This window comes from Microbacterium sp. NPDC096154 (assembly GCF_040302945.1).
GTDB lineage: Bacteria > Actinomycetota > Actinomycetes > Actinomycetales > Microbacteriaceae > Microbacterium.
Genome location: NZ_JBEOSM010000014.1, coordinates 1 through 23,696, shown reverse-complemented (window position 1 = coordinate 23,696; position 23,696 = coordinate 1). Strand labels below are relative to the sequence as shown.

The following is a 23,696-nucleotide window of genomic DNA, read 5'->3' as shown; positions in this document are numbered from 1 at the left end:
GAAGGGCGTGAAGTGGGACACGGTCACGCCGTGAAGGGCGCGAAGTGGGACACGGTCAGCCGGCGCGGCGGTAGGCGCGGAGGTACTGCGGCGGCCAGAGCGTGTGGGGGTCCTCGCCGAGCTCGACTGCCGCGCGCAGCGCGAAGTGCGGGTCTCGCAGCCACTCGCGGGCCGCGAAGATCGCGTCGGCGGAGCCGTCCTGCAGGATCTGCTCGGCCTGCGCACCGTTCGTGATGATTCCCACTGCGGCCACCGGCACCTCGGCGACCTCGCGGATGCGCGCCGCGAACGGCACCTGGTAACCGGGGCCGACCGACAGTCGCTGGTGGGCCACGAGGCCCGCCGACGAGACGTCGATCAGGTCGGCCCCGGCCTCGACGGCCCAGCGCGACACGGCCGCCACGTCGTCGGGCTCGAGCCCGCCCTCGGCGGCGTCCGAAGCCGAGAAGCGCACGAGGATCGGCACGTCCTCGCCCGCCTCGGCCCGTACGACGCGCACCACGTCGAGCACGAGCCGCGCGCGGTTCTCGAGCGCTCCGCCCCACTCGTCGTCGCGCACATTGCTGAGGGGCGACAGGAACTCGTGCAGCAGGTAGCCGTGCGCGGCGTGCACCTCGAGCACGTCGAAGCCGGCGTCGACCGCCCGTCGCGCGGCCGAGCGGAACGCCTCGACGACGGCCGCGATGCCCGCCGCGTCCAGGGCCACCGGCTCGGCATAGCCCTCGTACGCGATCGCCGAGGGCGCGACCGTGGTCCATCCGCCTTCATCCGCCGGCACGCTGCCGTCGAGCGGCACGCCGGCACGCTCGGCGAACGGCCACCACGTCGACGCCTTGCGCCCGGCGTGCGCCAGCTGCACCCCTGCGAGCGACCCGCGCGCGTGGATGGAGTCCACCACGGGACGCCATGCGTCGCGCTGCGCATCGCTCCACAAGCCGGTGCAGCGCGGGGTGATGCGCCCCTCGGGGGTCACGGCGGTCGCCTCGGCGACGATCAGCCCCGCTCCTCCCGACGCGAACTGCGCGAGGTGCACGTGGTGCCAGTCGTTGGGCATCCCGTCGATCGCGCTGTACTGGCACATGGGCGCCACCCAGAGGCGGTTGCGGAAGACGGTGTCGCGCAGGGTCAGCGGGCTGAAGAGCAGGCTCATGGATCTCCGTGGCTCGGTATCGTGGCGGGCATGACGGCGGGCGGGGACGGGCGCGACTGGACCGCGCAGCATGTCGCGGGTGTGCTCCGTCTGCCAACGGACGCCGCTCACAAGTATTCCCGCGGCGTGGTCGGGCTGCGCACCGGATCGACGGAATACCCCGGCGCGGCGGTGCTGGGCGTCGAGGGCGCGGCACGCGCGGGGGCCGGGATGGTGCGGTGGTACGGCGAGGATCCGGATGTCGCGCGCCTCGTGCTGCAGCGGCGTCCGGAGACGGTGGTGCAGGGCGGGCGGATCGACGCCATGGTGCTCGGGTCGGGCGTCGACCCGCGGACCCGCTCCGACGACGTGCGGCTGGCGATGACGCAGGCCCTGCGATCGTCGGTGCCGTGCGTGGTGGACGCCGGCGCGCTCGACCTGGTGACCGACGCCCGCGGACCGATCGTCGTGACACCGCACGAGGGGGAGCTGCGCGAGGTGCGGATCCCACTGGGGCTCGGAGTCGACGACCTCGACGGCGACGATCCGCTGTCCGACCGGCTGCGGCGAGGGTTCGACGAGCGCGTGCTGATCGTGCGCGAGACCGCAGTGGCGCTCGGCGGCGTCGTGCTGCTCAAGGGAGCGCAGACCATCGTCGCGGCGCCGACCGGCTGGTGGACCGTCGTGCGCAGCGGCACGCCGTGGCTGGCGACCGCCGGCACGGGAGACGTGCTGGCGGGGGCGATCGGCGCGCTGGCCGCGTCGGCCGCCGCCGACAGCTCCCCGCGGGCCCTCGAGATCGACGCGCTCGCGGCCGTGGCCGCCACCGGAGCGTGGCTGCACGGCACGGCCGCACGCCTCGCGTCCGGCACCGTCGACGGTGGGCCGGGGCATCCGATCACCGCACTCGACGTGGCCGACCACCTGCCCGCAGCGTTCGCGGCCGCCCTCGCCGCCGCGGCGTGATGGCCCCGCTTCCTAAGATGAGACCCGTGCGGCGGCGGATCATCCTGTGGGGCGCTTTCGCGGTCGTGCACGCGCTCGTCGCCTGGCTCGGCTGGGTGATGCCGAACCAGCCCATGGGCGACGTCTACTTCGTCTACGAGCCCTGGTCGAATGCGGCCCTGAAGGGCTCCGACATCGTCGGCATCACCGAGACGTGGGTGTACCCGCACCTCGCCCTGGCGCCGATGGTGCTGGCCCACGCGTTCGGATGGCTCGGCTACACGGTCGCGTGGGCCGTGCTGGTGACGCTGTGCGACGCGGCGGCTTTCCACCTGCTGCTCGGCGACGCGCGCTCGCGCTCCCGCCGGGCCGCCGCGCGGTTCTGGCTGGCGTTCATCCTGCTGCTCGGCCCCGTGGGCATGTACCGGATCGACGCCATCACCGTGCCGATCGCGATCGCCGGGGTGCTGTGGCTCGCGCGCCGGCCGCTGGTCGCGTCCGCGCTGCTCACGGCGGGGGCCTGGATCAAGGTGTGGCCGGCGGCCCTGCTCGCCGCGGCCTTCGTCGCCGTGCCCCGCGGGCACGGCCGCCGTCGCGGCGAGATCGCGACCGGGGCGCTGGTGACCTCGGCGGTGATCGTGCTCGTGGTGGTGCTGGCGGGAGGGGTCACGCACCTGCTCGGCTTCGTGACGGAGCAGACGGGCCGCGGCCTGCAGATCGAGGCGCCCGTGAGCACGGCGTACATGTGGGGCGCGGCCCTGCGGGTCGAGGGCTGGTGGCTGTTCTACGACCGGGACATCCTGACCTTCCAGGTGACCGGACCGAAGGTCGACGCGGTCATCGCGGTGATGACGCCGCTGCTCGCGCTCGCCGTGGCCGGCGTGGCGGCGCTCGGCGCGGTCAAGGCTGCGCGAGGTGCCTCGGCACGGCGCCTGCTGCCGCCGCTCGCGCTGGCGCTCGTGGCGACGTTGATCGTGCTCAACAAGGTGGGCTCGCCGCAGTTCCACGACTGGCTCATCGCGCCGCTCGTGCTGTGGCTGGTGCTGGACCGTCGCCGGGCGCGCCCGCTCGCGGCGCTCGCGCTGCTTTCCGCCGCGCTCACCCAGCTCGTGTACCCGCTGCTGTACGGGCAGCTGCTCGGCGCCGAGGCTGTGGCCGTGGCGGCGCTGACCGCCCGCAACGTCGTGCTGGTCGCGCTCCTGGCATGGGCCGTCGTGCGCGTGGTGCGCGTGCCGATCCCCGCCGCCGTGCGACGCCCTTCCGTCGCGATCCCCGAAGCCGTCTGATCGAAAGGAACACCATGCTCGTCGCCTTCTCCGTCGCCCCCTCCGGCTCCGGCGCCGCCAACCCCGAGGGCTCCGTGCACGACGCCGTCGCCGCGGCGGTCAAGGTCGTGCGCGAGTCGGGCCTGCGCCACCGCACCACCTCGATGTTCACCGAGATCGAGGGCGACTCATGGGATGAGGTGATGGATGTCGTCAAGCGGGCCACGGAGGCTGTGATGCCGTTCGGATCGCGTGTCTCGCTTGTGCTGAAGGCTGACATCCGGCCGGGTTACACGGGCGAGATCGACGGGAAGATCGAGCGTCTCGAGGCCGCGATCGCGGAGTCGGACGAGGCCTGACGCCAGCCTCCGGGCGGCTCGTCAGGCGTCGGACGGATCGTCAGGCCGGCGCCCGCTCGGCTCCGGGATGTCGGAACCTCCTCCTAGGCTGCGCGCGTGACGGAAGAGGTCAAGGCGGCGTTCGCGCGCACGGCTGACGAGATCGGCGCACTCATCGATGTCCTCCGCCACGGCCGGCTCCAGCCATCCGGCATACGACGCGCGGACAGCGGCACGCTCATCGTGCTCGAGTACCTCGAGGATCGTCTCTCGGGTGGGCTCTCGCGCCGGGATCAGCGTCTCTTCCCCGCAGACCTGGACCCGCTGCACGGAAAGCGGCTCGCGGAGCTCGCCCGAGAGATCCGCGACTTCCTGACGCATCTGCGCGTCCATATCGAAGACGGGCGGCTCGTCCCGACGAGAGCCGAGATCTGAGCCACGGTCGCTGCCTCGCGACGCCGAAGCGGACGACGCTCCTCTCGCACAGCGGCGCCCACCCCGCCCGGACCGGGATAGGCTCGACCGCATGACCTCCTCGACCCCGTCGAGGGGGGCGGCGATGTGGGCGCTCCTCTCCCTCGCCATCGGCTCCTTCGGCATCGGCATGACCGAGTTCGTCTCGATGGGCCTGCTGCCCGGCATCGCGCGCGACCTGCTCGCCGACTCATGGGTCGCGAGCCAGGAGGACGCGATCGCCCAGGCCGGCCTGCTCATCAGCGTCTATGCCCTCGGCGTCGTGATCGGCGCTCCGCTGATCGCCGGCTACGCCGCACGTTTCGCGCGGCACCGCGTGCTCATCGTCCTGGCGGCGGCGCTGCTGCTCGGGAACCTCCTCACGGTGCTCGCTCCCACCTTCGAGACCGTGGCGCTCGCCCGCCTGATCGCCGGTCTGCCGCACGGTGCCTACTTCGGCATCGCGGCCATCGTGGCCGCCGACCTGCTCGGCCCCGGCAAGCGCGCGCAGGGAGTCTCGATCGTGATGAGCGGCCTCACCGTGGCCAACGTCGTCGGCGTGCCCGTGGGCACGTGGCTCGGGCAGCTCGCCGGCTGGCGGGTCGCGTACGGCGTCGTCGTGGGGCTCTTCGCGCTCGCGGCGCTCATGATCGCCTTCGTCGTGCCGTCGATGCCGGGCCAGGGCTCCCGCTCGCTGCGGCACGAGCTCGGCGTGTTCCGCATTCCGCAGGTGTGGCTCACCCTCGGCATCGGCGCGATCGGCTTCGGCTCGTTCTTCGCGATCTACAGCTACATCTCGCCCATCATGACGGACGTCGCCGGCGCTCCGGAGTGGGCGGTCCCGATCGCGCTGGTGGCGACGGGCCTCGGCATGACCGTCGGCAACCTCGTGGGCGGCGTCGTGGCCGACCGCAACCTCGCTCGGGCCCTGCTCGCGGCGTTCGTGCTGCTCGCGGTCGGATCGGCCGTCGTGGGGGTCGCGGCGGCGCACCCCGTGACGCTGGTGGCCGCGATGTTCCTGTTCGGTGCGATCAGCGCGCTGGCGGGGCCTGCCGTGCAGACGCGCCTGATGGACGTATCAGGCGACCGCCCGACCATCGCGGCGGCGCTGAACCACTCGGGCATGAACATCGGCAACAGCCTCGGAGCCGCCCTCGGCGGCGGTGTGATCGCGCTCGGCTGGGGCTATGTCGCTCCAGCGTGGCTGGGTGTCGTGCTGGCGCTGCTGGGCGTGGGCATCGTGGTGGCGAGCCTCTCGCTCGAGCGCCGCAGCGTGCCCGTCGGGGTCTGACTGCCCTCGCGCCCGGCGGCTCCGGGCCGTCCGGCGCCGCGGGGCGGTCCGGCGGCGAGATCACATGCCGGCTCGCCGGGGCGCATCCGGCTGGTGAGATCACATCCGGGCGGGTGTCCGCTCGCCGGGCGGGTGTGCGCTCGCTCGCTCGCGTCTCGCTCGCGCGGCGCACTCAGCGCTCAGCGCGTGCCCCAGTTGTACTGCTGCTTCTGCAGCTTGAGGTAGACGAGCGTCTCGGTCGACATCACGCCGTCGAGCGTGCGGATGCGCGTGTTCAGCAGCTCGATGAGCTCCTCGTCGTCTTCGCACACGACCTCGGCGATCACGTCGAACGACCCCGCGGTCAGCACCACGTAGATCACGAACGGCAGGGCGCTGAGCGCCTCCGCCACGCGGCGGGTGTCTCCGGAGACCTTGATGCCCACCATGGCCTGGCGTGCGAAGCCCATCTGCACGGGGTCGGTCACGGCGACGATCTGGATGACCCCCGACTCGGTGAGCCGCTGCACGCGCTGGCGCACGGCCGCCTCGCTCAGCCCGACCGCCTTCGCGATATCGGAGTACGGGCGGCGCCCGTCCTCCTGCAGGAGCTCGATGATCGCCTTCGAGATGTCGTCGAGGGCGGCGGACGGGCGTTTCGCGGACATGTGACGATTCTGGCACTCTGCGGGAAGCTCGCCTACGGTTTTCGCACCGATGTCGAGGATTCGCTGCGGATTCCGTTGGTGTGCGCCTCGCGCGTGGCCTAGACTCCCCGGCATGACCGTCACCACCGACTCCGCCCCCACGAGCACCCTGACGGGTGGCCCCGCCCTGCCGCAGGAGCGCCGTCTCGTCACCGAGATCCCCGGCCCGCTCTCGCAGGAGCTGCTGGCGCGCAAGGCGGACGCGGTCGCGGCCGGCGTCGGGCACACGGCCCCGATCTCGGCGGTCGCCGCGGGCGGCGGCGTGGTCGTGGACGCCGACGACAACTCGCTGATCGACCTCGGATCCGGCATCGCCGTGACCACGGTGGGCAACGCGCACCCGAAGGTGGTCGAGGCCGTGCAGCGGCAGGTGGCCGCCTTCACGCACACGTGCTTCATGGTGTCGCCGTACGAGTCCTACGTCGCCGTGGCGGAGGCTTTGAACCGCCTCACGCCCGGGGACCACGCCAAGAAGAGCGCGCTGTTCAACTCGGGCGCCGAGGCGGTCGAGAACGCGATCAAGATCGCCCGCAAGCACACCGGTCGCCAGGCCGTTGTGGCGTTCGACCACGGCTACCACGGCCGCACCAACCTCACCATGGCGCTCACGGCCAAGGCGATGCCGTACAAGAGCGGTTTCGGCCCGTTCGCTCCCGAGGTCTATCGCGCGCCGCTGTCGTACCCGTTCCGCGACGGCCTCACCGGGGTCGAGGCCGCCGAGCGCGCGATCGCGATGATCGAGAAGCAGATCGGCGGCGACCAGGTCGCGGCCGTGATCATCGAGCCCATCCAGGGCGAGGGCGGCTTCATCGTGCCGGCCGACGGATTCCTCCCGGCCCTGGCCGAATGGTGCCGCGCGCACGGCGTCGTGTTCATCGCCGACGAGGTGCAGACCGGCTTCGGCCGCACCGGCGCCATGTTCGCGAGCGAGCGCTTCGGCATCGTTCCCGACCTGATCACCACCGCCAAGGGCATCGCCGCGGGCCTGCCGCTCGCCGCCGTCACGGGCCGCGCCGAGATCATGGACGCCTCGCACGCCGGCGGGCTCGGCGGCACATACGGCGGCAACCCGATCGCCTGCGCCGCGGCCCTCGCCGCGATCGACGCGTACGAGACCGAGAACCTCGTCGAGCGCGCCGACCAGATCGGCACGATCATCCGCGACCGCTTCACGGCCGTGCAGCAGGATGACGCCCGCGTCGGCGACGTGCGCGGCCACGGCGCGATGATGGCCGTCGAGTTCGTCGACCCCGCCACCGGAGCCCCGGATGCCGCACTGACCGCCGCGATCGCCAAGGCCTCCATCGCGCAGGGCGTGATCGTGCTGACCTGCGGCACGTACGGCAACGTGATCCGCTTCCTGCCGCCGCTCGCGATCGGCGACGACCTGCTGAACGAGGCGCTCGACGTCGTGACCGCCGCGCTCGCCGCGGCCTGATCGTGGCATCCGCCCCACCGAGGAGACACCCATGACCGAGATCACCCGCGACGTCGCGATCGTCGGCGCCGGCCCCGCCGGCCTCACTGCCGCGAACGCGCTCAAGGCCGCCGGCCTGACCGTGGCCGTGCTCGAGGCGCGCGACCGCGTCGGCGGCCGCACCTGGACGGACGACATCGACGGCGCCACCCTGGAGATCGGCGGACAGTGGGTCTCGCCCGACCAGGAGGCGCTGCTCGAGACGCTCGACGAGCTGGGGCTCGAGACCTTCGAGCGCTACCGCGAGGGCGACAGCCTGTACATCTCGCGGACGGGGGAGCTCACCCGCTTCACGGGCGACATCTTCCCCGTCGCTCCCGAGACCGAGGCCGAGCTCGTGCGACTGATCGACAAGCTCGACGCCCTCGCGGCCGAGGTCGACCCTGACCGCCCGTGGGAGCACCCGCGGGCCGCAGAACTCGACACCATCTCGTTCCAGGCCTGGCTGGAGGCCGAGACCGACGACCAGGAGGCGCGCGACAACATCGCGCTGTTCATCGGCCCGGCCATGCTCACCAAGCCGGCGCACGCCTTCTCGACGCTCCAGGCGCTGCTCATGGCGTCCAGCGCCGGCAGCTTCACGAACCTCGTCGACGCCGACTTCATCCTGGACAAGCGCATCGTCGGCGGCATGCAGGAGGTCTCTCACCGTCTGGCCGCACGCCTCGAGGGCGACGTGTTCCTCGGCGAGCCGGTGCGTCGCATCCAGCACGCAGAGGACAGCGTGGTCGTCACGAGCGACGGGATCACCGTGCGGGCGAAGCGCGTGATCCTCGCCCACGCGCCGGTGCTGTACAGCCGCATCTCGTTCGAGCCGCCGCTGCCGCGGCGCCAGCACCAGCTGCACCAGCACCTGTCGATGGGCTTCGTGATCAAGGTGCACGCCGTGTACGACCGCCCGTTCTGGCGCGAGGCGGGCCTGTCCGGCACGGTCTTCAGCCCGTACCAGCTGTGCCACGAGGCGTACGACAACACCAACCACCTCGACGAGCGCGGCACGCTCGTCGGCTTCGTGTCGGACCAGCACGCGGACAACGTGTTCGAGCTGTCGGACGAGGAGCGCAAGGAGCGCATCCTCGACTCGCTCGCGGCCTACTTCGGACCCGAGGCGAAGAGCCCCGTCGTGTACTACGAGAGCGACTGGGGCACCGAGGAGTGGACCCGCGGCGCGTACGCCGCGAGCTTCGACCTCGGCGGCCTCCACCGCTACGGCGCCGACCTGCGCACGCCGGTCGGGCCCATCCACTTCGCCTGCAGCGACATGGCGGGCGCGGGCTATCAGCACGTCGACGGGGCGATCCGCATGGGCCGCCACGTCGCACAGAACCTCATCACCGAGCTCGGCGCCTGACATCCCCACCCGGGACCGAGCCCCCTACCCGACCCCAGAGGAACCCATGACCGAAACCACGCAGCGGGGCGGCGTCCCGAACGCCGCCCCCGTCCAGACCGGCAAGCCCGGCCTCATCACCCAGGTGATCTCGAGCAAGGGGCTCGCCGTCGGCGCGGTCGGCCTCTTCGGCGCCACCGTGATCGGCGTCTCGACCGTCGCCCCCGCCTACACGTTCACCATCTCGCTGGGCCCGGTGGCCAGCGAGGTCGGCACGCAGGCGCCCGCGATCATCCTGCTCGGCTTCATCCCGATGCTGCTCGTGGCGCTCGGCTACCGCGAGCTGAACAAGGTGATGCCCGACTCGGGCACGACCTTCACCTGGGCGACGCGCGCATTCGGCCCGTGGATCGGCTGGATGGCCTCGTGGGGCCTCGTGATCGCGACGGTGCTCGTGCTGTCGAACCTCGCGGCCGTGGCCGTGGACTTCCTGTTCCTGCTGATCTCACAGATCGCGGGCAACCCGGCGATCGCCGACCTCACCTTCAATCCCTTCATCAACGTCGCGGTGTGCCTGCTGTTCATGGTCGGCGCGGCGTACCTGTCGTTCCGCGACATGAAGGAGTCGAAGGTCTTCCAGGTCGTGCTGGTCTCGTTCCAGGTGGGCGTGCTGGTGCTGTTCTCGGTGCTCGCGATCGTGAAGTCGTTCTCGGGCGGCTCGGGCGACCCACTGGCGTTCGACCTCAACTGGTTCAACCCCTTCGCCGTGGGCGACCTCTCGGCCGTCGTGGTGGGCCTGTCGCTGTCGATCTTCATCTTCTGGGGATGGGATGTCGCCCTCACGATGAACGAGGAGACGATCGACCCCGAGCGCACCCCCGGTCGCGCCGCGACGCTCACCGTGATCGTCGTGGGCGGTCTGTACCTGCTGCTCGGCGTCGCGCTCATGATGTACGCGGGCGTGGGCGACGCGGAGGGCGGCCTGCTGAACGACTCGATCATCGACAACGTCTTCTTCGGCCTGGCCGACTCGATCATGGGGCCGTTCGCGTTCCTGATCTCGCTCGCCGTGCTGGTCAGCTCGGCTGCCTCGCTGCAGTCGACCATCATCGGCCCGGCCCGCACGCTGCTCGCCATGGGCCACTACAAGGCGCTGCCGGCCCGCTTCGACTCCGTGCACCCGCAGCACCGCACCCCGGTGTTCGCGATCGTCGTGTCCGTCGCGGTCGCGGGGGGCTTCTACGCCGTGATGCGCTTCCTCAGCGAGAACGTGCTGTGGGACACGATCCTCACGCTCGGCATGATGATCTGCTTCTACTACGGCCTGACCGCGTTCGCGTGCGTGTGGTTCTTCCGCAAGCAGTGGTTCGACTCGGTCGGCTCGTTCGTCACGAAGCTCGCCGCGCCGCTCGTGGGCGGGGTCATCCTGCTCGCGATGTTCGTGATGACGATCCGCGACTCGCTCAGCCCCGACTACGGATCCGGCGAGAACATCGCCGGCATCGGCCTGGTCGGTCTGCTGGGCATCCTCATCATCGTGATCGGCCTGGTGTTCATGACGATCATGGCCGTCAAGCGCCCGGAGTTCTTCCGGGGCGAGGTGCTGCCCATGCAGCACGCAGACAGTGAGAAGGTGACTTCATGAGCACATACGCCGTCGTCAACCCCGCCACGGGCGAGACGGTCGCCGAGTACCCGGTGGCGACCGACGCCGAGATCGAAGACGCGACTGCCGCGGCCCACGCGGCCTTCCTCGAGTGGCGGGCGGTGCCCGTCGCCGAGCGCGCATCCGTCGCGCGCCGTATCGCCGAGCTGCACCGCGAGCGCCGCGCCGAGCTGGCCGCCGCGATCGTGCGCGAGATGGGCAAGCCGCTCGTGGCCGCCGAGGGCGAGGTCGACTTCGCCGCCGACATCGTGGAGTTCTACGCCGACAACGCGGAGACCATCACGGCCGACCAGCAGCTCGACATCCTGGGCGAGGGCACGGCGGTCGTGCGCCGATCGGCTCTCGGCCCGCTGCTGGGCATCATGCCGTGGAACTTCCCGGCCTATCAGGTGGCCCGCTTCGCGGCGCCGAACCTGGTGCTCGGAAACACGATCATCCTGAAGCACGCGCCGCAGTGCCCGGAGTCGGCCGCGATCCTCGCAGGCATCTACGCCGATGCGGGCCTTCCGGAGGGCGCGTACGTCAACGTCTACGCCAGCAACGAGCAGGCCGCGACGATCATCGCCGACCCGCGCGTGCAGGGTGTCTCGGTGACCGGATCGGAGCGCGCCGGATCGGCCGTGGCCGCGCTCGCGGGCCAGCACCTGAAGAAGGTGGCGCTGGAGCTCGGCGGGTCGGACCCGTTCATCCTGTTGTCGAGCGACGACCTCGACACCGTCGTGCAGAACGCCGTCGATGCGCGCCTGGACAACACGGGCCAGGCCTGCAACGCGGCCAAGCGGTTCATCGTGGTCGACGAGCTCTACGACGCCTTCCTCGAGAAGTTCACGGCCGCGATGCGCGGTGCGAAGGTCGGTGACCCGATGGACGAGGACACCGTGCTGGGCCCGCTGTCGTCGCTGGCGGCGGCCGAGCGGCTCGAGCAGCAGGTCGAGACGGCGGTCGCCCAGGGCGCACGCGTGGAGGTCGGCGGCGCGCGCGACGGCGCGTTCTTCCCCGCAACGGTGCTCACCGGCGTCACGCCCGACATGGACGTGTACCGCGAGGAGCTGTTCGGCCCCGTGGGCGTGGTCTACCGCGCGGCCGATGAGGCCGACGCCGTGCGCATCGCGAACGACACGCCCTTCGGCCTGGGCTCGTACGTGTACTCGACCGACCCCGTGCAGGCCGGCCGGGTGGCGGACGCGATCGAGGCGGGCATGGTCTACGTCAACTGCGTGCTGGCCGACAGCCCCGAGCTGCCGTTCGGCGGCATCAAGCGCAGCGGCACCTCGCGCGAGCTCGGCCTGCTGGCTGCCGACGAGTTCGTCAACAAGAAGCTGATCCGGGTGGCCTGAGGCCTCCTCGCGGCGGGCCCGGCGGATGATCCGCCGGGCCCGCCGTCGTCGATGGGCCGCATGCGGCGGTCGAGGCGTGCGCGTCGAGGACCGGGTGCGGGTCGAGTGCACACCAATGTGCGTGTGTTCTCGGGCCGGTGCGCGGCCGAGCGAGTGCACACGCACATTGGTGTGCACTGGCCAGACCTCCCCTCTCAGCGCAGGGGTGGCGTGAGGGGCGGGGGAGTGCGGCGCGAGCCGGTCGCCTCGAACGCGCACGCGAGCTGCAGCAGTGCGGCGTCGTCGTAGGCACGTCCGGCGAAGGTCAGCCCCACGGGCATCCGGGTGTCGCTCATCAGGCCCAGCGGCACGGTCACCGTGGGCACGCCGAGGTGCCGGATGGCGAGGTTGCCGTTCGCGACCCAGACGCCGTTGCGCCAGCCGAGGTCGGCCGACGCGGGGTTCACGTCCATGTCCGCGGGGGCCACGTCGGCCATGGCGGGGAAGACCAGCGCGTCGAGGCCGAGCTCGTCCATCCATGCCTCGAGGTCGAGGCGGCGCGTGGCTTCGAGGCCGGCGAGCCCCTCGGCCAGGTCATGGAAGTCGGCGAGCGTCGTCCCGGGATGATCGCGCACCCACTGCGGGTAGGCGGCGATGTCGTCGTCGAAGCCTGTGTAGCGGTCGGGCAGCGCGCCTTCGGGAGCGGGGAAGATCTCGGCGCCCTCGACGCAGGCGAGCCCCGGGAATGCCGGGTCGCCGTTGGCGGCGAGGAAGTCGTCCCAGGCCCAGGCCGACAGATCGAGGATCTCGCGGTCGAGGAACGCCTCGGGGACGAGCCCGCGTGTCCGGATGGTGGGGGCGCCCGGGCGGTCGCCCTCGTAGTTCGACACGAGCGGGAAGTCGACCTCCACGACCTCGGCACCGCACACCTCGAGCGCCGTGCGTGCCTGCCGCCACAGCTCGAGCACGGACGGGCGGGTCTCGACGCGCTGGCCTGTGGGGCCGCCGATGCCCGGACCGCCGGTGCCGGCATCCGGATCGGCACCGATGTACATCCGGGGCACGCCGATGCGGCGTCCTGTGAGAGACGCGGATGCCGCGAGCGCGCGATACGAGGTCGGCCGCGTCGCCGAGGCGGATGGGATGTGCACCCACGGCTGGGAGCGCCAGAAGTCGCCACGGGTCACGGGGTCGTCGGCGACGATCACGTCGAGCAGCTCGAGCAGGTCGGCCATGCTGCGCGTGTGGGGCACCACGACGTCCATGGTGGGCACGAGCGGCCAGTTGCCGCGCACCGAGACCACGCCGCGCGACGGTGTGTATGCGCACAGCGCGTTGCAGGATGCCGGGGCGCGGCCGCTGGACCAGGTCTCCTCGCCGAGCCCGAACGCCGCGAAGCTCGCAGCGGTGGCGGTGCCTGAGCCGTTCGACGAGCCCGAGCCGAAGGCGCTGGTGAGGTACTCCGGGTTGTACGGGCTCTCGGCGCGGCCGTAGAGGCCGCGCTGCATGCCGCCGTTCGCCATGGGCGGCATGTTCGTCAGCCCGAGGCAGATAGCCCCGCCCGCGCGCAGCCGCTCGATCGCGAAGGCGTCGCGGTGCGCCATGAGGTCCGCGAATGCCGGGCTGCCGGCTGCGGCGGTGAGCCCGCGCACGAGGTAGCTGTCCTTCGCGGTGTACGGGATGCCGTCCAGCGGTCCGAGCGTCGCACCCGCGGCTCGGCGAGCGTCGGAGGCGGCCGCCTCCGCGAGGGCCTCGGGGTTGCGCACGACGATCGAGTTCAGCGTCGCGTCATACGCGTCGATCCGGGCGAGGTAGGCCTGCACGAGGTCGACGGCGGTGGCGCGGCCATCGTCCAGCGCGGCGCGCAGCTCGGCGATGGACGCTTCGTGCACCTCGATCATCGTGCGTCTCCGGTCGCCGGCTGCTCCGCGATCGCGGGATGCTGTGCGCGGTCGACGGCAGCGAGCGCCGGCTGCTGCTGGGTGATGCAGTGGATGCCTCCGCCGCGCGCGAAGATCTCGCGGGCGTCGACGGTGGTCACGGTGCGGCCCGGGTACTCTTCGGCGAGGATCGACGCGGCGCGCGCATCGGCCTCGGCGTCGCCGAATCCGCACGCGATCACGCCGCCGTTCACCACGAGATGGTTGACGTAGCTCCAGTCGACCGGGCCGTGCGCGTCGGTGAGCGTGGCCGGGGCGGGCAGGTCGACGATCTCGAAGCCGCGGCCCGCGGCATCCTGCTGCTCCGCCAGCAGTGCCCGCAGCTCGCGCGTGACGGCGTGATCCGGGTGGGCCGCATCGCGCTGCTCGTGCAGCAGCAGGCGGCCCGGGGACGGGATGGTGGCGACGATGTCGACGTGACCGTTCGTGCCGAGGTCGTCGTAGTCGCGTGTGAGGCCGCGGGGCAGCCACACGGCGTGGGAGGCGCCGATGGTGCGCGCCATCTCGGCCTCGACCGTCGCGCGCGAGGCCCGCGGGTTGCGGCGCGGATCGAGCTGCACGGTCTCGGTGAGCAGCACGGTGCCTTCGCCGTCGACGTGGATGCCGCCGCCCTCGTTGACGAGGTCCGACCCGACGACCTCTGCGCCCGCGAGCTCGGCGATGAGTCGCCCGTGTCCGGCCGAGAGCCGCCATTCGGCCCAGTCGGGCGCGCCCCAGCCGTTGAAGATCCAGTCGACGGCGCCCAGCCGCGCACCGTCGGCGACGAACGTCGGCCCGTGGTCGCGCATCCAGAACTCGTCGACGGGTGCCTCGATCAGCTCGATGGCCGATGACAGGATGCGCCGTGCCCGCGCGGTCTCGGAGGGATCGACGAGCATCGTCACGGGCTCGTGCTCGGCCACGGCGTGCGCGACGGCCGCCCACGCGGCGTAGCCCGCCTCGCGTTCGACGTCGCTCGCGCCGAGCGTGACGCCCTCGCGCGGGAAGGCCATCCAGGTGCGCTCGTGCGGCTCGGTCTCCGCGGGCATGCGCCAGCTCATGCGTTCTCCGATTCTATTGATCACATGATCAATACTGTGACGATACGGGCTAGGCTGAGGGGGTGTCAACCGCATCGGGGCCGCGCGCACCGCGCCGCACGCCCGACGAGCGCCGTGCGGACATCGCACGTGCCGCCCGCGATATCGCGCTGGTCGACGGCCTCGGCGCGGTGACCATGCGCGCGGTCGCGGCGCGCGCGGGCGTCGCCCCCGCGCTCGTGGCCCACTACGCCGAAGGCGGGATGGACGCCATCGTCGCCGACGCGTTCGCCGGCATCGTCGGGCAAGAGCTCGACGAGGTCGCGGCGCTCGTGGCGGACGCGCCGGCACCGCCCGCCGCGCTCGCCGAGATGATCCGCACGCTCGCCGGTGGGGAGCGAGACGCGGTCACCGCGGTGTGGGTCGAGGCGTGGGCGCTGGGGCGCCGCAACGAGGCTCTCGCCGGCGCCGTCCGCTCGCAGATGGACGCGTGGCAGGCGCTGGTGCAGGGCCTCGTGGAGGCGGGCGTGGAATCCGGTGCCTTCGGCGTCGCCGATCCTGCCGCGGCCGCGTGGCAGGTGCTCGCCATGATCGACGGCACGGGCGCGCAGGCGCTCGTCCGATGGGGGGAGACGGCCGACCGCTCGGCGCTGCTGCTGCGGGCGGTCGAAGGCATGCTCGGCGCCTGACGCCGGGCCGATACGCTCGTCGCATGCCCGACCTGCCTGCCGCTGCGAACCGCGCCGCCTGGGTGAGCGACGCCATCCGCCTGCTGGACGCCGACGCCAACCGCAGCGCCGACACGCACCTGCACGTGTTCCCGCTTCCCGTGGAATGGGGGATCGACCTGTATCTGAAGGACGAGTCGGTGCACCCCACCGGCTCGCTGAAGCACCGGCTGGCGCGGTCGCTCATCCTGTATGCGCTGGTCAACGGGCGGGTGGGGCCGGGCACCGTGCTGGTGGAGGCGTCGAGCGGGTCGACCGCGGTCTCGGAGGCGTACTTCGCGCGGATGCTCGGTCTCGACTTCGTGACGGTGGTCCCGCGCAGCACCAGCCGCGAGAAGGTCGAGCTGATCGAGTTCTACGGCGGGCGCTGCCACTACGTCGACGATGCCTCGGCGATGTACGCCGAGGCCGAGCGGCTCGCCGCCGAGTGCGGCGGGCACTATCTCGATCAGTTCAGCTTCGCCGAGCGGGCCACCGACTGGCGCGGCAACAACAACATCGCCGACAGCGTGTTCCAGCAGCTCACGGCCGAGCGCTACCCGGTGCCGTCGTGGATCGTCGTGAGCGCGGGCACCGGGGGCACGAGCGCCACGTTCGGCCGGTACGTGCGCTACCGTCGGCACGCCACGCGCATCGCGGTGGTCGACCCCGAGAACTCGGCGTTCTACGGCGGGTGGAAGACCGGCGACCCCCAGTACACGACCGGTCGCAGCGGGCGCATCGAGGGCATCGGACGTCCCCGTGTCGAGCCGTCGTTCGTCCCGGGCGTGATCGACGAGATGATCCAGGTGCCGGATGCCGCCTCCATCGCGGCCATCCGGCTGCTGCGCGCGCGCACGCTCCACTGGGCCGGCGGGTCGACGGGCACCAACCTGTACGGCGCGTTCGAGCTGATCGCGCGCATGCGCGCCGCGGGTGAGACGGGAAGCGTCGTGACGCTGATCTGCGACGGCGGCGCGCGCTACGCGCACACGTACTACGACGACGACTGGGTCGCGGGACAGGGGCTCGACCTGGCACCGCACACCGCGCGCATGGAGCGCTTCCTCGAGACGGGCGAGTGGGCCTGAGCCCGACGCGCGCGGCGCACGGGCCCTGTTCGGTTCACAGGCCCTGTTCGGTTCACAGGCCCTGTTCGGTTCACGGGCGCGTTCTACTCACAGGTGCGCGGCGCGAGCCGCGATCGCCTCGAACACGTCGCGCGGCGCATCCCACGCCGTGCCGGGCCGAGGCCAGTGCAGGGCGAGGTCGGTGACGCCCGCCTCGGCATAGGCTCCGGCGAGATCGGCGAACGCATCGGCCGATTCGAGCCACGGCTCTGCCGTGAAGCCGGTCATCAAGAGCTTCCGCATCGCGGCCGGCTCGCGGCCCGCGGTCGTGCAGGCGTCCTCGAGACGGCGGATCCGGTCGCGAGTGTCGGCAAGGGGATCGCTGCCGTCCGGCGGATTGGCGATCCATCCGTCGGCGAGCTCGGCGGTCAGTCGCAGCCCGCGCGGGCCGTTCGCGGCGAGCCACAGCGGGGGCCGCGGTCTCTGCACGAGCCCGGCCGCGATGGTCGCCTCCTGGACGCTCCAGTGCTCGCCGGTCGCGCTGGCCGGCGACTCACGCAGCAGCAGATCGACCTCACGCGTCCACTCGGCGAACCGGTCGGCGCGCTCTCGGGGGGTGAACTGGCGGCCCAGCACCTCGCCGTCGCTGGTGCGCGATGCGCCGCCGGCTCCCACGCCGATCGTGAGCCGCCCCTGCGAGATCCTGTCGATCGTGCGGATGGCCGATGCGGTCGGGATGGGCGTGCGGAAGTTCGGCGACGTCACCAGGGTGCCCAGGCGCATGGTCGACGTGCGCGTCGCGGCGGCCGCGAGGGTGGCGTAGGCGTCGTCCCAGGGGGTATGTCCGCGCCAGGCCAGATGGTCGTAGACCCATCCTGTGTCGAAGCCGAGCGACTCGGCCTCGGCCCAGCGGTCGCCCATGGCCGGCCACTCCTCGATGGGCCACATCACCACTCCGACGCGCATGCGGTCATCCTCGCACGGAGGTCCGACACCGCTGCCGGCGGATGCGCCTACGCGTCCAGCAGGCGTCGCAGGTGGTGCCCGACGGCGGCGGTCTCGATGAGGAAGCCGTCGTGGCCGAAGTCGCTGGTCAGTACGACCGCCTCGTCGCCGTCGAGCGTGCGCGGAATGCCTCGGGCGATGCGGTGCTGGCCGTCGACGGGGAACAGCCGGTCTGTGTCGATGCCCAGCACGAGCGTCGTCGCGGTCACACGGCGCAGTGCCTCCTCGACGCCGCCGCGGTCGCGACCCACGTCGTGCGAGTCCATCGCCTCGACCAGCCGGATGTACGAGTTGGCGTCGAAGCGCCGTGTGAACTTGTTGCCGTGGAAGTCGAGATACGACTCCACCGCGAACCGGCCGCCGTGGCCGAGCGGGCTCACCCCCGACTGCCACGAGCGCTGGAACCGCTGGTTGAGCTCGGTGGGGCTGCGATAGTTCAGCAGCGCCATGCGGCGCGCGAGCGCCAGACCGCGGTGTGGACCCTCGCCGTCCGACGCGTTGTAGTACTCGCCGCCGCGGAAGCGCGGGTCGATGTGGATGGCCTCCAGCTGAACCGAGTTGAGCGCGATCTGATCGGCCGTGTTGACGGGCGGAGCCGAGAGCACCGCGAGCCGGGCCAGGCGATCCGGATGCGATACGCCCCACTCGAGCGCGTGCATCCCGCCCATCGACCCGCCCACGACCGCCGCCCACACGTCGATCCCCAGCGCGTCGGCCAGCCGAACCTGCGCCGCGACCTGGTCGCGCACCGTGAGGTAGGGGAAGCGCGACGCCCACTCCTCGCCGTCGGGATGGATGCTCGCCGGGCCGGTCGAGCCCTGGCATCCGCCCAGCATGTTCGGGGCGACGACGAACCAGCGGTCGGTGTCGATCGGGGCGCCCGGGCCGACGATGTCCTCCCACCATCCCGCCGTCGGATGGCCCGCTCCGGCCGGGCCGCGCGCGTGGCTGTCGCCCGTGAGTGCATGCAGGATGAGCACCGCGTTGTCGCGGGCCGGGCTCAGCTCGCCCCAGGTCTCGTAGGCCAGGCGGAACGCCGGCAGCGCCCCGCCGCTCTCGAGCGGCAGGTGCCCGAAGCCTGCGAAGCGCCGGTCGCCCGCCGGGTCGCCGTCGCGCCAGGCACCCGAGGCGCGCGGCCGGCCGACCATGGACCGTGCGTCGGCCTCCGTGACGAGGCTCGACGGCACCGTGTCCTCGGAGATCTGCCAGTCCATGCGCTCATTCTGCCGTGCCGGGGGTGTGCGCCCCGCACGTGTTACGGCCCGCGAGAATGCGACTCCGCGCTGAGAATGCGGTCGTGCCCGGATTCTCAGCGCGGAGGTGGATTGTCGCGGTTCGGCGGTGGGGGAGCCGGGGTCAGCCGCGGGCGGCGGCGGAGACCTCGCGCGCGGCGGCGAGCGCCTGCTCGAGGTCGGCGATCAGGTCGGCGACGTTCTCGAGCCCGACCGAGAGGCGCACGAGCCCGGGCGTGACGCCCGCGCTGAGCTGCTGCTCGGGCGTGAGCTGCGAGTGCGTGGTCGACGCCGGGTGGATCACGAGCGAGCGCACGTCGCCGATGTTGGCCAGGTGGCTGAACAGCTCGAGCGAGTCGACGAAGGCGCGGCCGGCGTCGACACCGCCCTTCAGCTCGAACGACAGCACGGCGCCGACGCCCTTGGGGGCGTACCGGTTCGCGGCCGCGTACCAGGGCGAGGTGGGCAGGCCCGAGTAGTTGACGGTCGCGACATCCGGGTGGTTCTCGAGCCACTCGGCCACCTGCTGCGCGTTGTGCACGTGACGCTCGACGCGCAGCGACAGCGTCTCGATGCCCTGGATCAGCTGCCAGGCGCTCTGCGGCGCGATCGCGGCTCCCAGGTCGCGCAGCAGCTGCACGCGCGCCTTGATGATGTACGCCAGCTCGTCGCCCACCGCCTGCGTGTAGACCGCGCCGTGGTACGACGGGTCGGGGGTCGTGAGGCCCGGGAAGCGGTCGGCGTTCTCGGTCCACGGGAAGCGGCCGCCGTCGACGATCACGCCGCCAATGACCGTGCCGTGCCCGCCGAGGAACTTCGTCGCCGAATGCACCACGATGTCGGCGCCGTGCTCGAACGGACGGATGAGGTAGGGCGTGGCGATCGTGTTGTCGACGATCAGCGGCACGCCGTTCTCGTGAGCGACGTCGGCGACCGTGCGGATGTCGAGCACGTTGATCTGCGGGTTGCCGATGGTCTCGGCGAAGAACAGCTTCGTGTTCGGGCGCACCGCGGCTCGCCACGCCTCGGGGTCGTCCTGGTTCTCGACGAACGTGACCTCGATGCCGAGCTTGGCCAGCGTGTACTTGAACAGGTTGTACGTGCCGCCGTAGATCGACGACGACGACACGATGTGGTCGCCGGCCTGCGCGATGTTCAGCACCGCGAACGTCTCGGCGGCCTGGCCGCTCGCGACGAGCAGCGCGCCCGTGCCGCCCTCGAGCGCCGCGAGTCGCTGCTCGACGACATCCTGCGTGGGGTTCTGGATGCGCGTGTAGATGTTGCCGAACTCGGCCAGCGCGAACAGGTTCTTCGCGTGGTCGGAGTCGCGGAACACGTACGACGTGGTCTGGTAGATCGGCGTCGCCCGGGCTCCCGTGACGGGGTCGGGAGCGGCCCCGGCGTGGATCTGGAGGGTCTCGAAGCGCAGCTGATCGGTCATGACGGCGACGCTACGTCGCGACAGTCCGCCGGGCAACGGGGCGGAAACACGGCGTCACACGGGCCGGTACGGTTGAGGGGTGACCAACACCGAACCAGGCGTCGAGCCCCGTTCCCCTCAGCGCCGCGCGGTCGTGACCGGTGCGAGCTCGGGAATCGGCGCGGCCACCGTGCGCGCACTGCGGGCATCCGGATGGGACGTGCTCGGCGTCGCGCGCCGCGCCGAGCGGCTCGAGGCCCTCGCGCAGGAGACCGGCGCCGCGGTGTTCGCGGCCGACCTGACGTCGTCGGCCGACGTCGACGCCCTCGCGGCGCACGTCGCGGCGACCGGCGACGTGCACGCCCTGGTGCACGTGGCGGGCGGAGCGCGGGGCACCGATCGGGTCGAGGACGGCGACGCGGACGACTGGAGCTGGATGTTCGACGTCAACGTCCTCTCGGCCCAGCGCCTCGTCAAGGCCCTGCTGCCGCGCCTGCGCGACGCCATCCGGGCCGGATCGGGTCATGCCGACACCCTGTTCGTCACGTCGACCGCGTCGCAGGTCGCCTACCCCGGCGGCGGCGGGTACAACGCCGCCAAGGCCGGCGAGGCCATGCTGGTGCACGCCCTGCGGCAGGAGCTCAACGGCGAGCCCATCCGCGTGATCGAGATCGCCCCCGGCATGGTGCACACGGAGGAGTTCACCCTGAACCGCCTGGGAGACAAGGACGCCGCCGACGCGCTGTACGAGGGCGTCGAGGGCGTGCTCGTCGCCGAGGACGTGGCCGACGTCATCGCATACGCGCTGAACGCGCCCGGGCACGTCAACCTCGATCTGGTGACGATGCGCCCCGTGGCGCAGTCGGCGCAGCACATCCTGGCACGCGGCCCGCTGAAGCCGCGCGACTGACTCTGAAAGGCACTTCCGTGACGGACATCCGAGAGACGCTCACCTGGGACGGCTTCGGCGAGGCCACCCGCGACCTCGCGCGCCGCATCCTCGACGACGGGTTCGAGCCCGAGGTGGTCGTCGCGATCGCGCGCGGCGGTCTGCTGCCGGCCGGCGCGATCGCCTACGGCCTGGGGGCGAAGAACTGCGGCGCGCTGAACGTCGAGTTCTACACGGGCATCGGCACGGTGCTCGACGCCCCCGAGGTGCTGCCGCCCGAGCTCGACATGGCCTACCTCGACGGCCGCCGCGTGCTGCTCGTCGACGACGTCGCCGACTCGGGGCGCACGCTCGCGCTCGCCGTCGACTTGCTCAAGGCGCAGGGCGCGGATGTGCGCTCGGTGACGATCTACACCAAGCCGTCGACCATCATCACGCCCGACTACGCCTGGAAGGCGACCGACCTGTGGATCGACTTCCCCTGGTCGTACAAGGGCACGGTCGTCGAGGAGGACGCGGGTCTCGAGGCCTCGGCCTGACTCGCGCGGGTGCGCCCATGGCGATGACCCTGCCGCAGCTGGCGGAGGCCGGGCTGATGGATCCCGGATGGGCCGACGCGCTCGCCCCGGTCGCCGCCGACATCGCGGCGCTCGGCGAGCGCCTGCGCGGCGAGGTCGCGGCAGGGCACGGGTATCTGCCCGCCGGCGACCGCGTGCTGCGGGCGTTCCAGCGACCGCTCGCGGATGTGCGCGTGCTCGTCGTCGGACAGGACCCGTACCCGACGCCGGGGCACCCCATCGGACTGTCGTTCGCAGTGGAGCGGCATGTGCGGCCGCTGCCGCGCAGCCTGACGAACATCTACCGCGAGCTGCACGACGACCTCGGCATCGCGCCAGCGCCGCACGGCGACCTGTCGGCGTGGAGCGATCAGGGCGTGATGCTGCTGAACCGCGTGCTCACCGTGCGTCCCGGCGCTCCGGCGTCGCACCGCGGGTGGGGCTGGGAGAAGGTCACCGAGCACGCCATCCGCACGCTCGTGGATCGCGGCGGGCCGCTCGTGGCCATCCTGTGGGGGCGCGATGCGGCCGGGCTGAAGGGGATGCTGGGGCCGACGCCGATCGTGGAGTCGGCGCATCCGTCGCCGCTGTCGGCCAGCCGCGGGTTCTTCGGATCACGGCCGTTCTCGCGGGTGAACGCCCTGTTGGAGCAGCAGGGCGCCGCGCCCGTCGACTGGCGCATAGGCTGACCTGCATGCTGGAGGAGGAGTACCAGAAGCGCCGCGTGCTGCCGCGTCACCTGCGCAGGCGCCCGGAGCCCGAGCGGCCCTTCTCGTACGAGATCCGTCCCGCGACGCTGGCGGACATCCCCGACATCCGCGAGATCTACAACTACTACGTGCGCAACTCGGTCGTGACGTTCGACGAGAAGCCGTGGACGCAGAAGAAGTGGCGCGAGAAGTTCGAGCACCTGCAGAAGCTCGGGCTGCCGTTCCTCGTCGCCGTCGCGCCGACCGGGCAGGTGCTCGGCTACGCGCTGGTGTCGCCGTGGGCCGGCATGAAAGACGACATATAAAAAAATCAACTTTATATAATTTGATTACCGAGAGTTTTTAATCCAAATGACGTTATCCTCATCTTGACCATTTACTGGCCACCAGTGGAAGCCGTCCTTAGCAAGCAATTCATGAGCCGCATCTGGTCCCCATGAGCCTGCCTCATACATATTGATGTCATTTGGCGCTTCTGCCCATGCCGCAGCAATTTTGTCCACGAATGCCCATGCAGCTGCAACCTCATCCCAACGTGTGAAATAGGTGGAATCACCTTGTGCAGCATCATAAATGAGACGCTCATAAGCTTCAGGTGAATTAATACCGATCTGACAGCTTTGACAAAATTCCATTGCTAGCGGTTCGATTTGTGAATCAGAACCTGGCTTTTTCGCGTTAATCTTAATATAAATCCCTTCCATCGGATTGACACGAATAACAAGTAAGTTTGGTTCCAAGTCATGCTTTTGACGTAAGTATACATTAGTTGGCATCGGTTTGAACTCAACCACAACCTCTGTTGTTTTAACAGGGAGACGTTTGCCTGTACGAATATAAAAAGGAACACCAGCCCAACGGAAATTATCTACAAGCACCTTCGCTGCAAAATACGTTTCTGTATTTGATTCTGGGTTCACTTTATCCTCTTGACGATAGCCTGGTAATACCTTGTCCCCTTGCTTACCTTCAGAATATTGTCCTCGAACTACGCTCGCCTTCACCTCTTCATGAGAACCATATGGACGTAAAGAACGAAGCACCTTCACCTTCTCATCACGAATGTCCTCTGGAATTAAGCGACTTGGTGGCTCCATCGCAATCATCGTCAGCATTTGCAGGATATGATTTTGCCCCATATCACGCAAAGCACCAGAATGATCGTAGTAACCGCCACGCTCTTCGACTCCAACCGTTTCACTTAATGTAATTTGTACATTAGAGATATGATTATTATTCCAAAGTGGTTCA

22 protein-coding genes and 1 pseudogene are annotated in these 23,696 nt (G+C 70.7%); 15 read left to right on the top strand and 8 right to left on the bottom strand.

Going from position 1 to position 23,696, the window contains the following annotated elements; genetic code table 11:
* Positions 1 to 55: 55 nt before the first annotated feature.
* Complete coding sequence (locus ABTW64_RS14675; RefSeq protein WP_350623600.1) at positions 56 to 1,150, bottom strand: NADH:flavin oxidoreductase/NADH oxidase; 1,095 nt, start codon at positions 1,148 to 1,150, stop codon at positions 56 to 58.
* 30 nt (positions 1,151 to 1,180) lie between these two features.
* Between ABTW64_RS14675 and ABTW64_RS14670 the strand changes: the two genes are divergently transcribed.
* The 5 genes from ABTW64_RS14670 (at position 1,181) to ABTW64_RS14650 (ending at position 5,421) form a co-directional block, all read left to right on the top strand.
* The gene (locus tag ABTW64_RS14670; protein WP_350623598.1) at positions 1,181 to 2,095 is read left to right on the top strand and encodes an ADP-dependent NAD(P)H-hydrate dehydratase; all 915 of its coding nucleotides are present in this window, start codon (positions 1,181 to 1,183) and stop codon (positions 2,093 to 2,095) included.
* A 17-nt stretch (positions 2,096 to 2,112) separates the two neighbouring features.
* A complete protein-coding gene (locus tag ABTW64_RS14665) occupies positions 2,113 to 3,360 on the top strand; it encodes a hypothetical protein (RefSeq protein ID WP_502892343.1) in 1,248 nt (415 codons plus the stop codon).
* A gap of 14 nt (positions 3,361 to 3,374) precedes the next feature.
* Positions 3,375 to 3,698, top strand: a complete 324-nt coding sequence (locus ABTW64_RS14660) for a thiamine-binding protein (protein WP_350623594.1) — start codon at positions 3,375 to 3,377, stop codon at positions 3,696 to 3,698.
* A 96-nt stretch (positions 3,699 to 3,794) separates the two neighbouring features.
* A complete protein-coding gene (locus tag ABTW64_RS14655) occupies positions 3,795 to 4,112 on the top strand; it encodes a hypothetical protein (RefSeq protein WP_350623592.1) in 318 nt (105 codons plus the stop codon).
* A gap of 91 nt (positions 4,113 to 4,203) precedes the next feature.
* A complete protein-coding gene (locus ABTW64_RS14650; RefSeq protein WP_350623590.1) occupies positions 4,204 to 5,421 on the top strand; it encodes an MFS transporter in 1,218 nt (405 codons plus the stop codon).
* A 179-nt stretch (positions 5,422 to 5,600) separates the two neighbouring features.
* Here the strand turns inward: ABTW64_RS14650 and ABTW64_RS14645 are convergent, their stop codons facing one another.
* A complete protein-coding gene (locus ABTW64_RS14645; protein ID WP_350623588.1) occupies positions 5,601 to 6,068 on the bottom strand; it encodes an Lrp/AsnC family transcriptional regulator in 468 nt (155 codons plus the stop codon).
* 112 nt (positions 6,069 to 6,180) lie between these two features.
* Here ABTW64_RS14645 and gabT point away from each other — a divergent pair, with 112 nt between their 5' ends.
* From gabT to ABTW64_RS14625, 4 genes are read left to right on the top strand one after another with little or no spacing between them, the layout of a single operon-like run.
* On the top strand, positions 6,181 to 7,545 hold the full coding sequence (gabT, locus tag ABTW64_RS14640; protein WP_350623586.1) for a 4-aminobutyrate--2-oxoglutarate transaminase: 1,365 nt from the start codon (positions 6,181 to 6,183) through the stop codon (positions 7,543 to 7,545).
* A gap of 31 nt (positions 7,546 to 7,576) precedes the next feature.
* Complete coding sequence (locus ABTW64_RS14635; protein WP_350623584.1) at positions 7,577 to 8,935, top strand: flavin monoamine oxidase family protein; 1,359 nt, start codon at positions 7,577 to 7,579, stop codon at positions 8,933 to 8,935.
* A 46-nt stretch (positions 8,936 to 8,981) separates the two neighbouring features.
* The gene (locus tag ABTW64_RS14630) at positions 8,982 to 10,559 is read left to right on the top strand and encodes an APC family permease (protein WP_350623582.1); all 1,578 of its coding nucleotides are present in this window, start codon (positions 8,982 to 8,984) and stop codon (positions 10,557 to 10,559) included.
* Positions 10,556 to 11,917: an NAD-dependent succinate-semialdehyde dehydrogenase gene (locus ABTW64_RS14625; protein ID WP_350623580.1), complete on the top strand. Its 1,362-nt coding sequence runs from the start codon at positions 10,556 to 10,558 to the stop codon at positions 11,915 to 11,917. Before ABTW64_RS14630 ends, ABTW64_RS14625 begins: the two co-directional genes overlap by 4 nt.
* Before the next feature lie 194 nt (positions 11,918 to 12,111).
* Here ABTW64_RS14625 and ABTW64_RS14620 read toward each other — a convergent pair whose 3' ends face one another.
* On the bottom strand, positions 12,112 to 13,797 hold the full coding sequence (locus ABTW64_RS14620; RefSeq protein ID WP_350623578.1) for an amidase: 1,686 nt from the start codon (positions 13,795 to 13,797) through the stop codon (positions 12,112 to 12,114).
* Positions 13,794 to 14,876 (bottom strand): agmatine deiminase family protein, encoded by a 1,083-nt coding sequence (locus tag ABTW64_RS14615; RefSeq protein WP_350623576.1) that lies wholly within the window; start codon positions 14,874 to 14,876, stop codon positions 13,794 to 13,796. The genes ABTW64_RS14620 and ABTW64_RS14615 overlap by 4 nt, the downstream gene beginning before the upstream one ends.
* Before the next feature lie 62 nt (positions 14,877 to 14,938).
* On the opposite strand from ABTW64_RS14615, the gene ABTW64_RS14610 reads away from it, so the two are divergent.
* On the top strand, positions 14,939 to 15,544 hold the full coding sequence (locus ABTW64_RS14610; RefSeq protein WP_350623574.1) for a TetR family transcriptional regulator C-terminal domain-containing protein: 606 nt from the start codon (positions 14,939 to 14,941) through the stop codon (positions 15,542 to 15,544).
* Between the two features lie 23 nt (positions 15,545 to 15,567).
* Positions 15,568 to 16,653, top strand: coding sequence for an L-cysteine desulfhydrase Cds1 (gene cds1 / locus ABTW64_RS14605; protein WP_350623572.1), 1,086 nt, complete (start codon positions 15,568 to 15,570; stop codon positions 16,651 to 16,653).
* 87 nt (positions 16,654 to 16,740) lie between these two features.
* Here cds1 and ABTW64_RS14600 read toward each other — a convergent pair whose 3' ends face one another.
* The 3 genes from ABTW64_RS14600 to ABTW64_RS14590 form a co-directional block, all read right to left on the bottom strand.
* Positions 16,741 to 17,598 (bottom strand): LLM class flavin-dependent oxidoreductase, encoded by an 858-nt coding sequence (locus ABTW64_RS14600; RefSeq protein ID WP_350623570.1) that lies wholly within the window; start codon positions 17,596 to 17,598, stop codon positions 16,741 to 16,743.
* A gap of 47 nt (positions 17,599 to 17,645) precedes the next feature.
* A complete protein-coding gene (gene metX, locus ABTW64_RS14595) occupies positions 17,646 to 18,851 on the bottom strand; it encodes a homoserine O-acetyltransferase MetX (protein ID WP_350623568.1) in 1,206 nt (401 codons plus the stop codon).
* Positions 18,852 to 18,993: 142 nt separating this feature from the next.
* A complete protein-coding gene (locus ABTW64_RS14590) occupies positions 18,994 to 20,310 on the bottom strand; it encodes a bifunctional o-acetylhomoserine/o-acetylserine sulfhydrylase (RefSeq protein ID WP_350623566.1) in 1,317 nt (438 codons plus the stop codon).
* 79 nt (positions 20,311 to 20,389) lie between these two features.
* Between ABTW64_RS14590 and ABTW64_RS14585 the strand changes: the two genes are divergently transcribed.
* The 4 genes and pseudogenes from ABTW64_RS14585 to ABTW64_RS14570 form a co-directional block, all read left to right on the top strand.
* Positions 20,390 to 21,199 carry an SDR family oxidoreductase gene (locus ABTW64_RS14585; protein ID WP_350623564.1) on the top strand — a complete coding sequence of 270 codons (810 nt, stop codon included), beginning with the start codon at positions 20,390 to 20,392 and terminating at the stop codon, positions 21,197 to 21,199.
* Positions 21,200 to 21,216: 17 nt separating this feature from the next.
* Positions 21,217 to 21,717: a phosphoribosyltransferase gene (locus tag ABTW64_RS14580; protein WP_350623562.1), complete on the top strand. Its 501-nt coding sequence runs from the start codon at positions 21,217 to 21,219 to the stop codon at positions 21,715 to 21,717.
* Positions 21,718 to 21,734: 17 nt separating this feature from the next.
* A complete protein-coding gene (locus tag ABTW64_RS14575) occupies positions 21,735 to 22,424 on the top strand; it encodes a uracil-DNA glycosylase (RefSeq protein WP_350623560.1) in 690 nt (229 codons plus the stop codon).
* Positions 22,425 to 22,429: 5 nt separating this feature from the next.
* Positions 22,430 to 22,723, top strand: a pseudogene (locus tag ABTW64_RS14570) (GNAT family N-acetyltransferase); the annotation flags it as partial.
* Between the two features lie 51 nt (positions 22,724 to 22,774).
* On the opposite strand, the gene ABTW64_RS14565 reads toward ABTW64_RS14570, so the two are convergent.
* On the bottom strand, positions 22,775 to 23,696 hold a 922-nt coding region (locus tag ABTW64_RS14565; protein ID WP_350623558.1), incomplete at its 5' end, for a glucose-6-phosphate dehydrogenase (NADP(+)).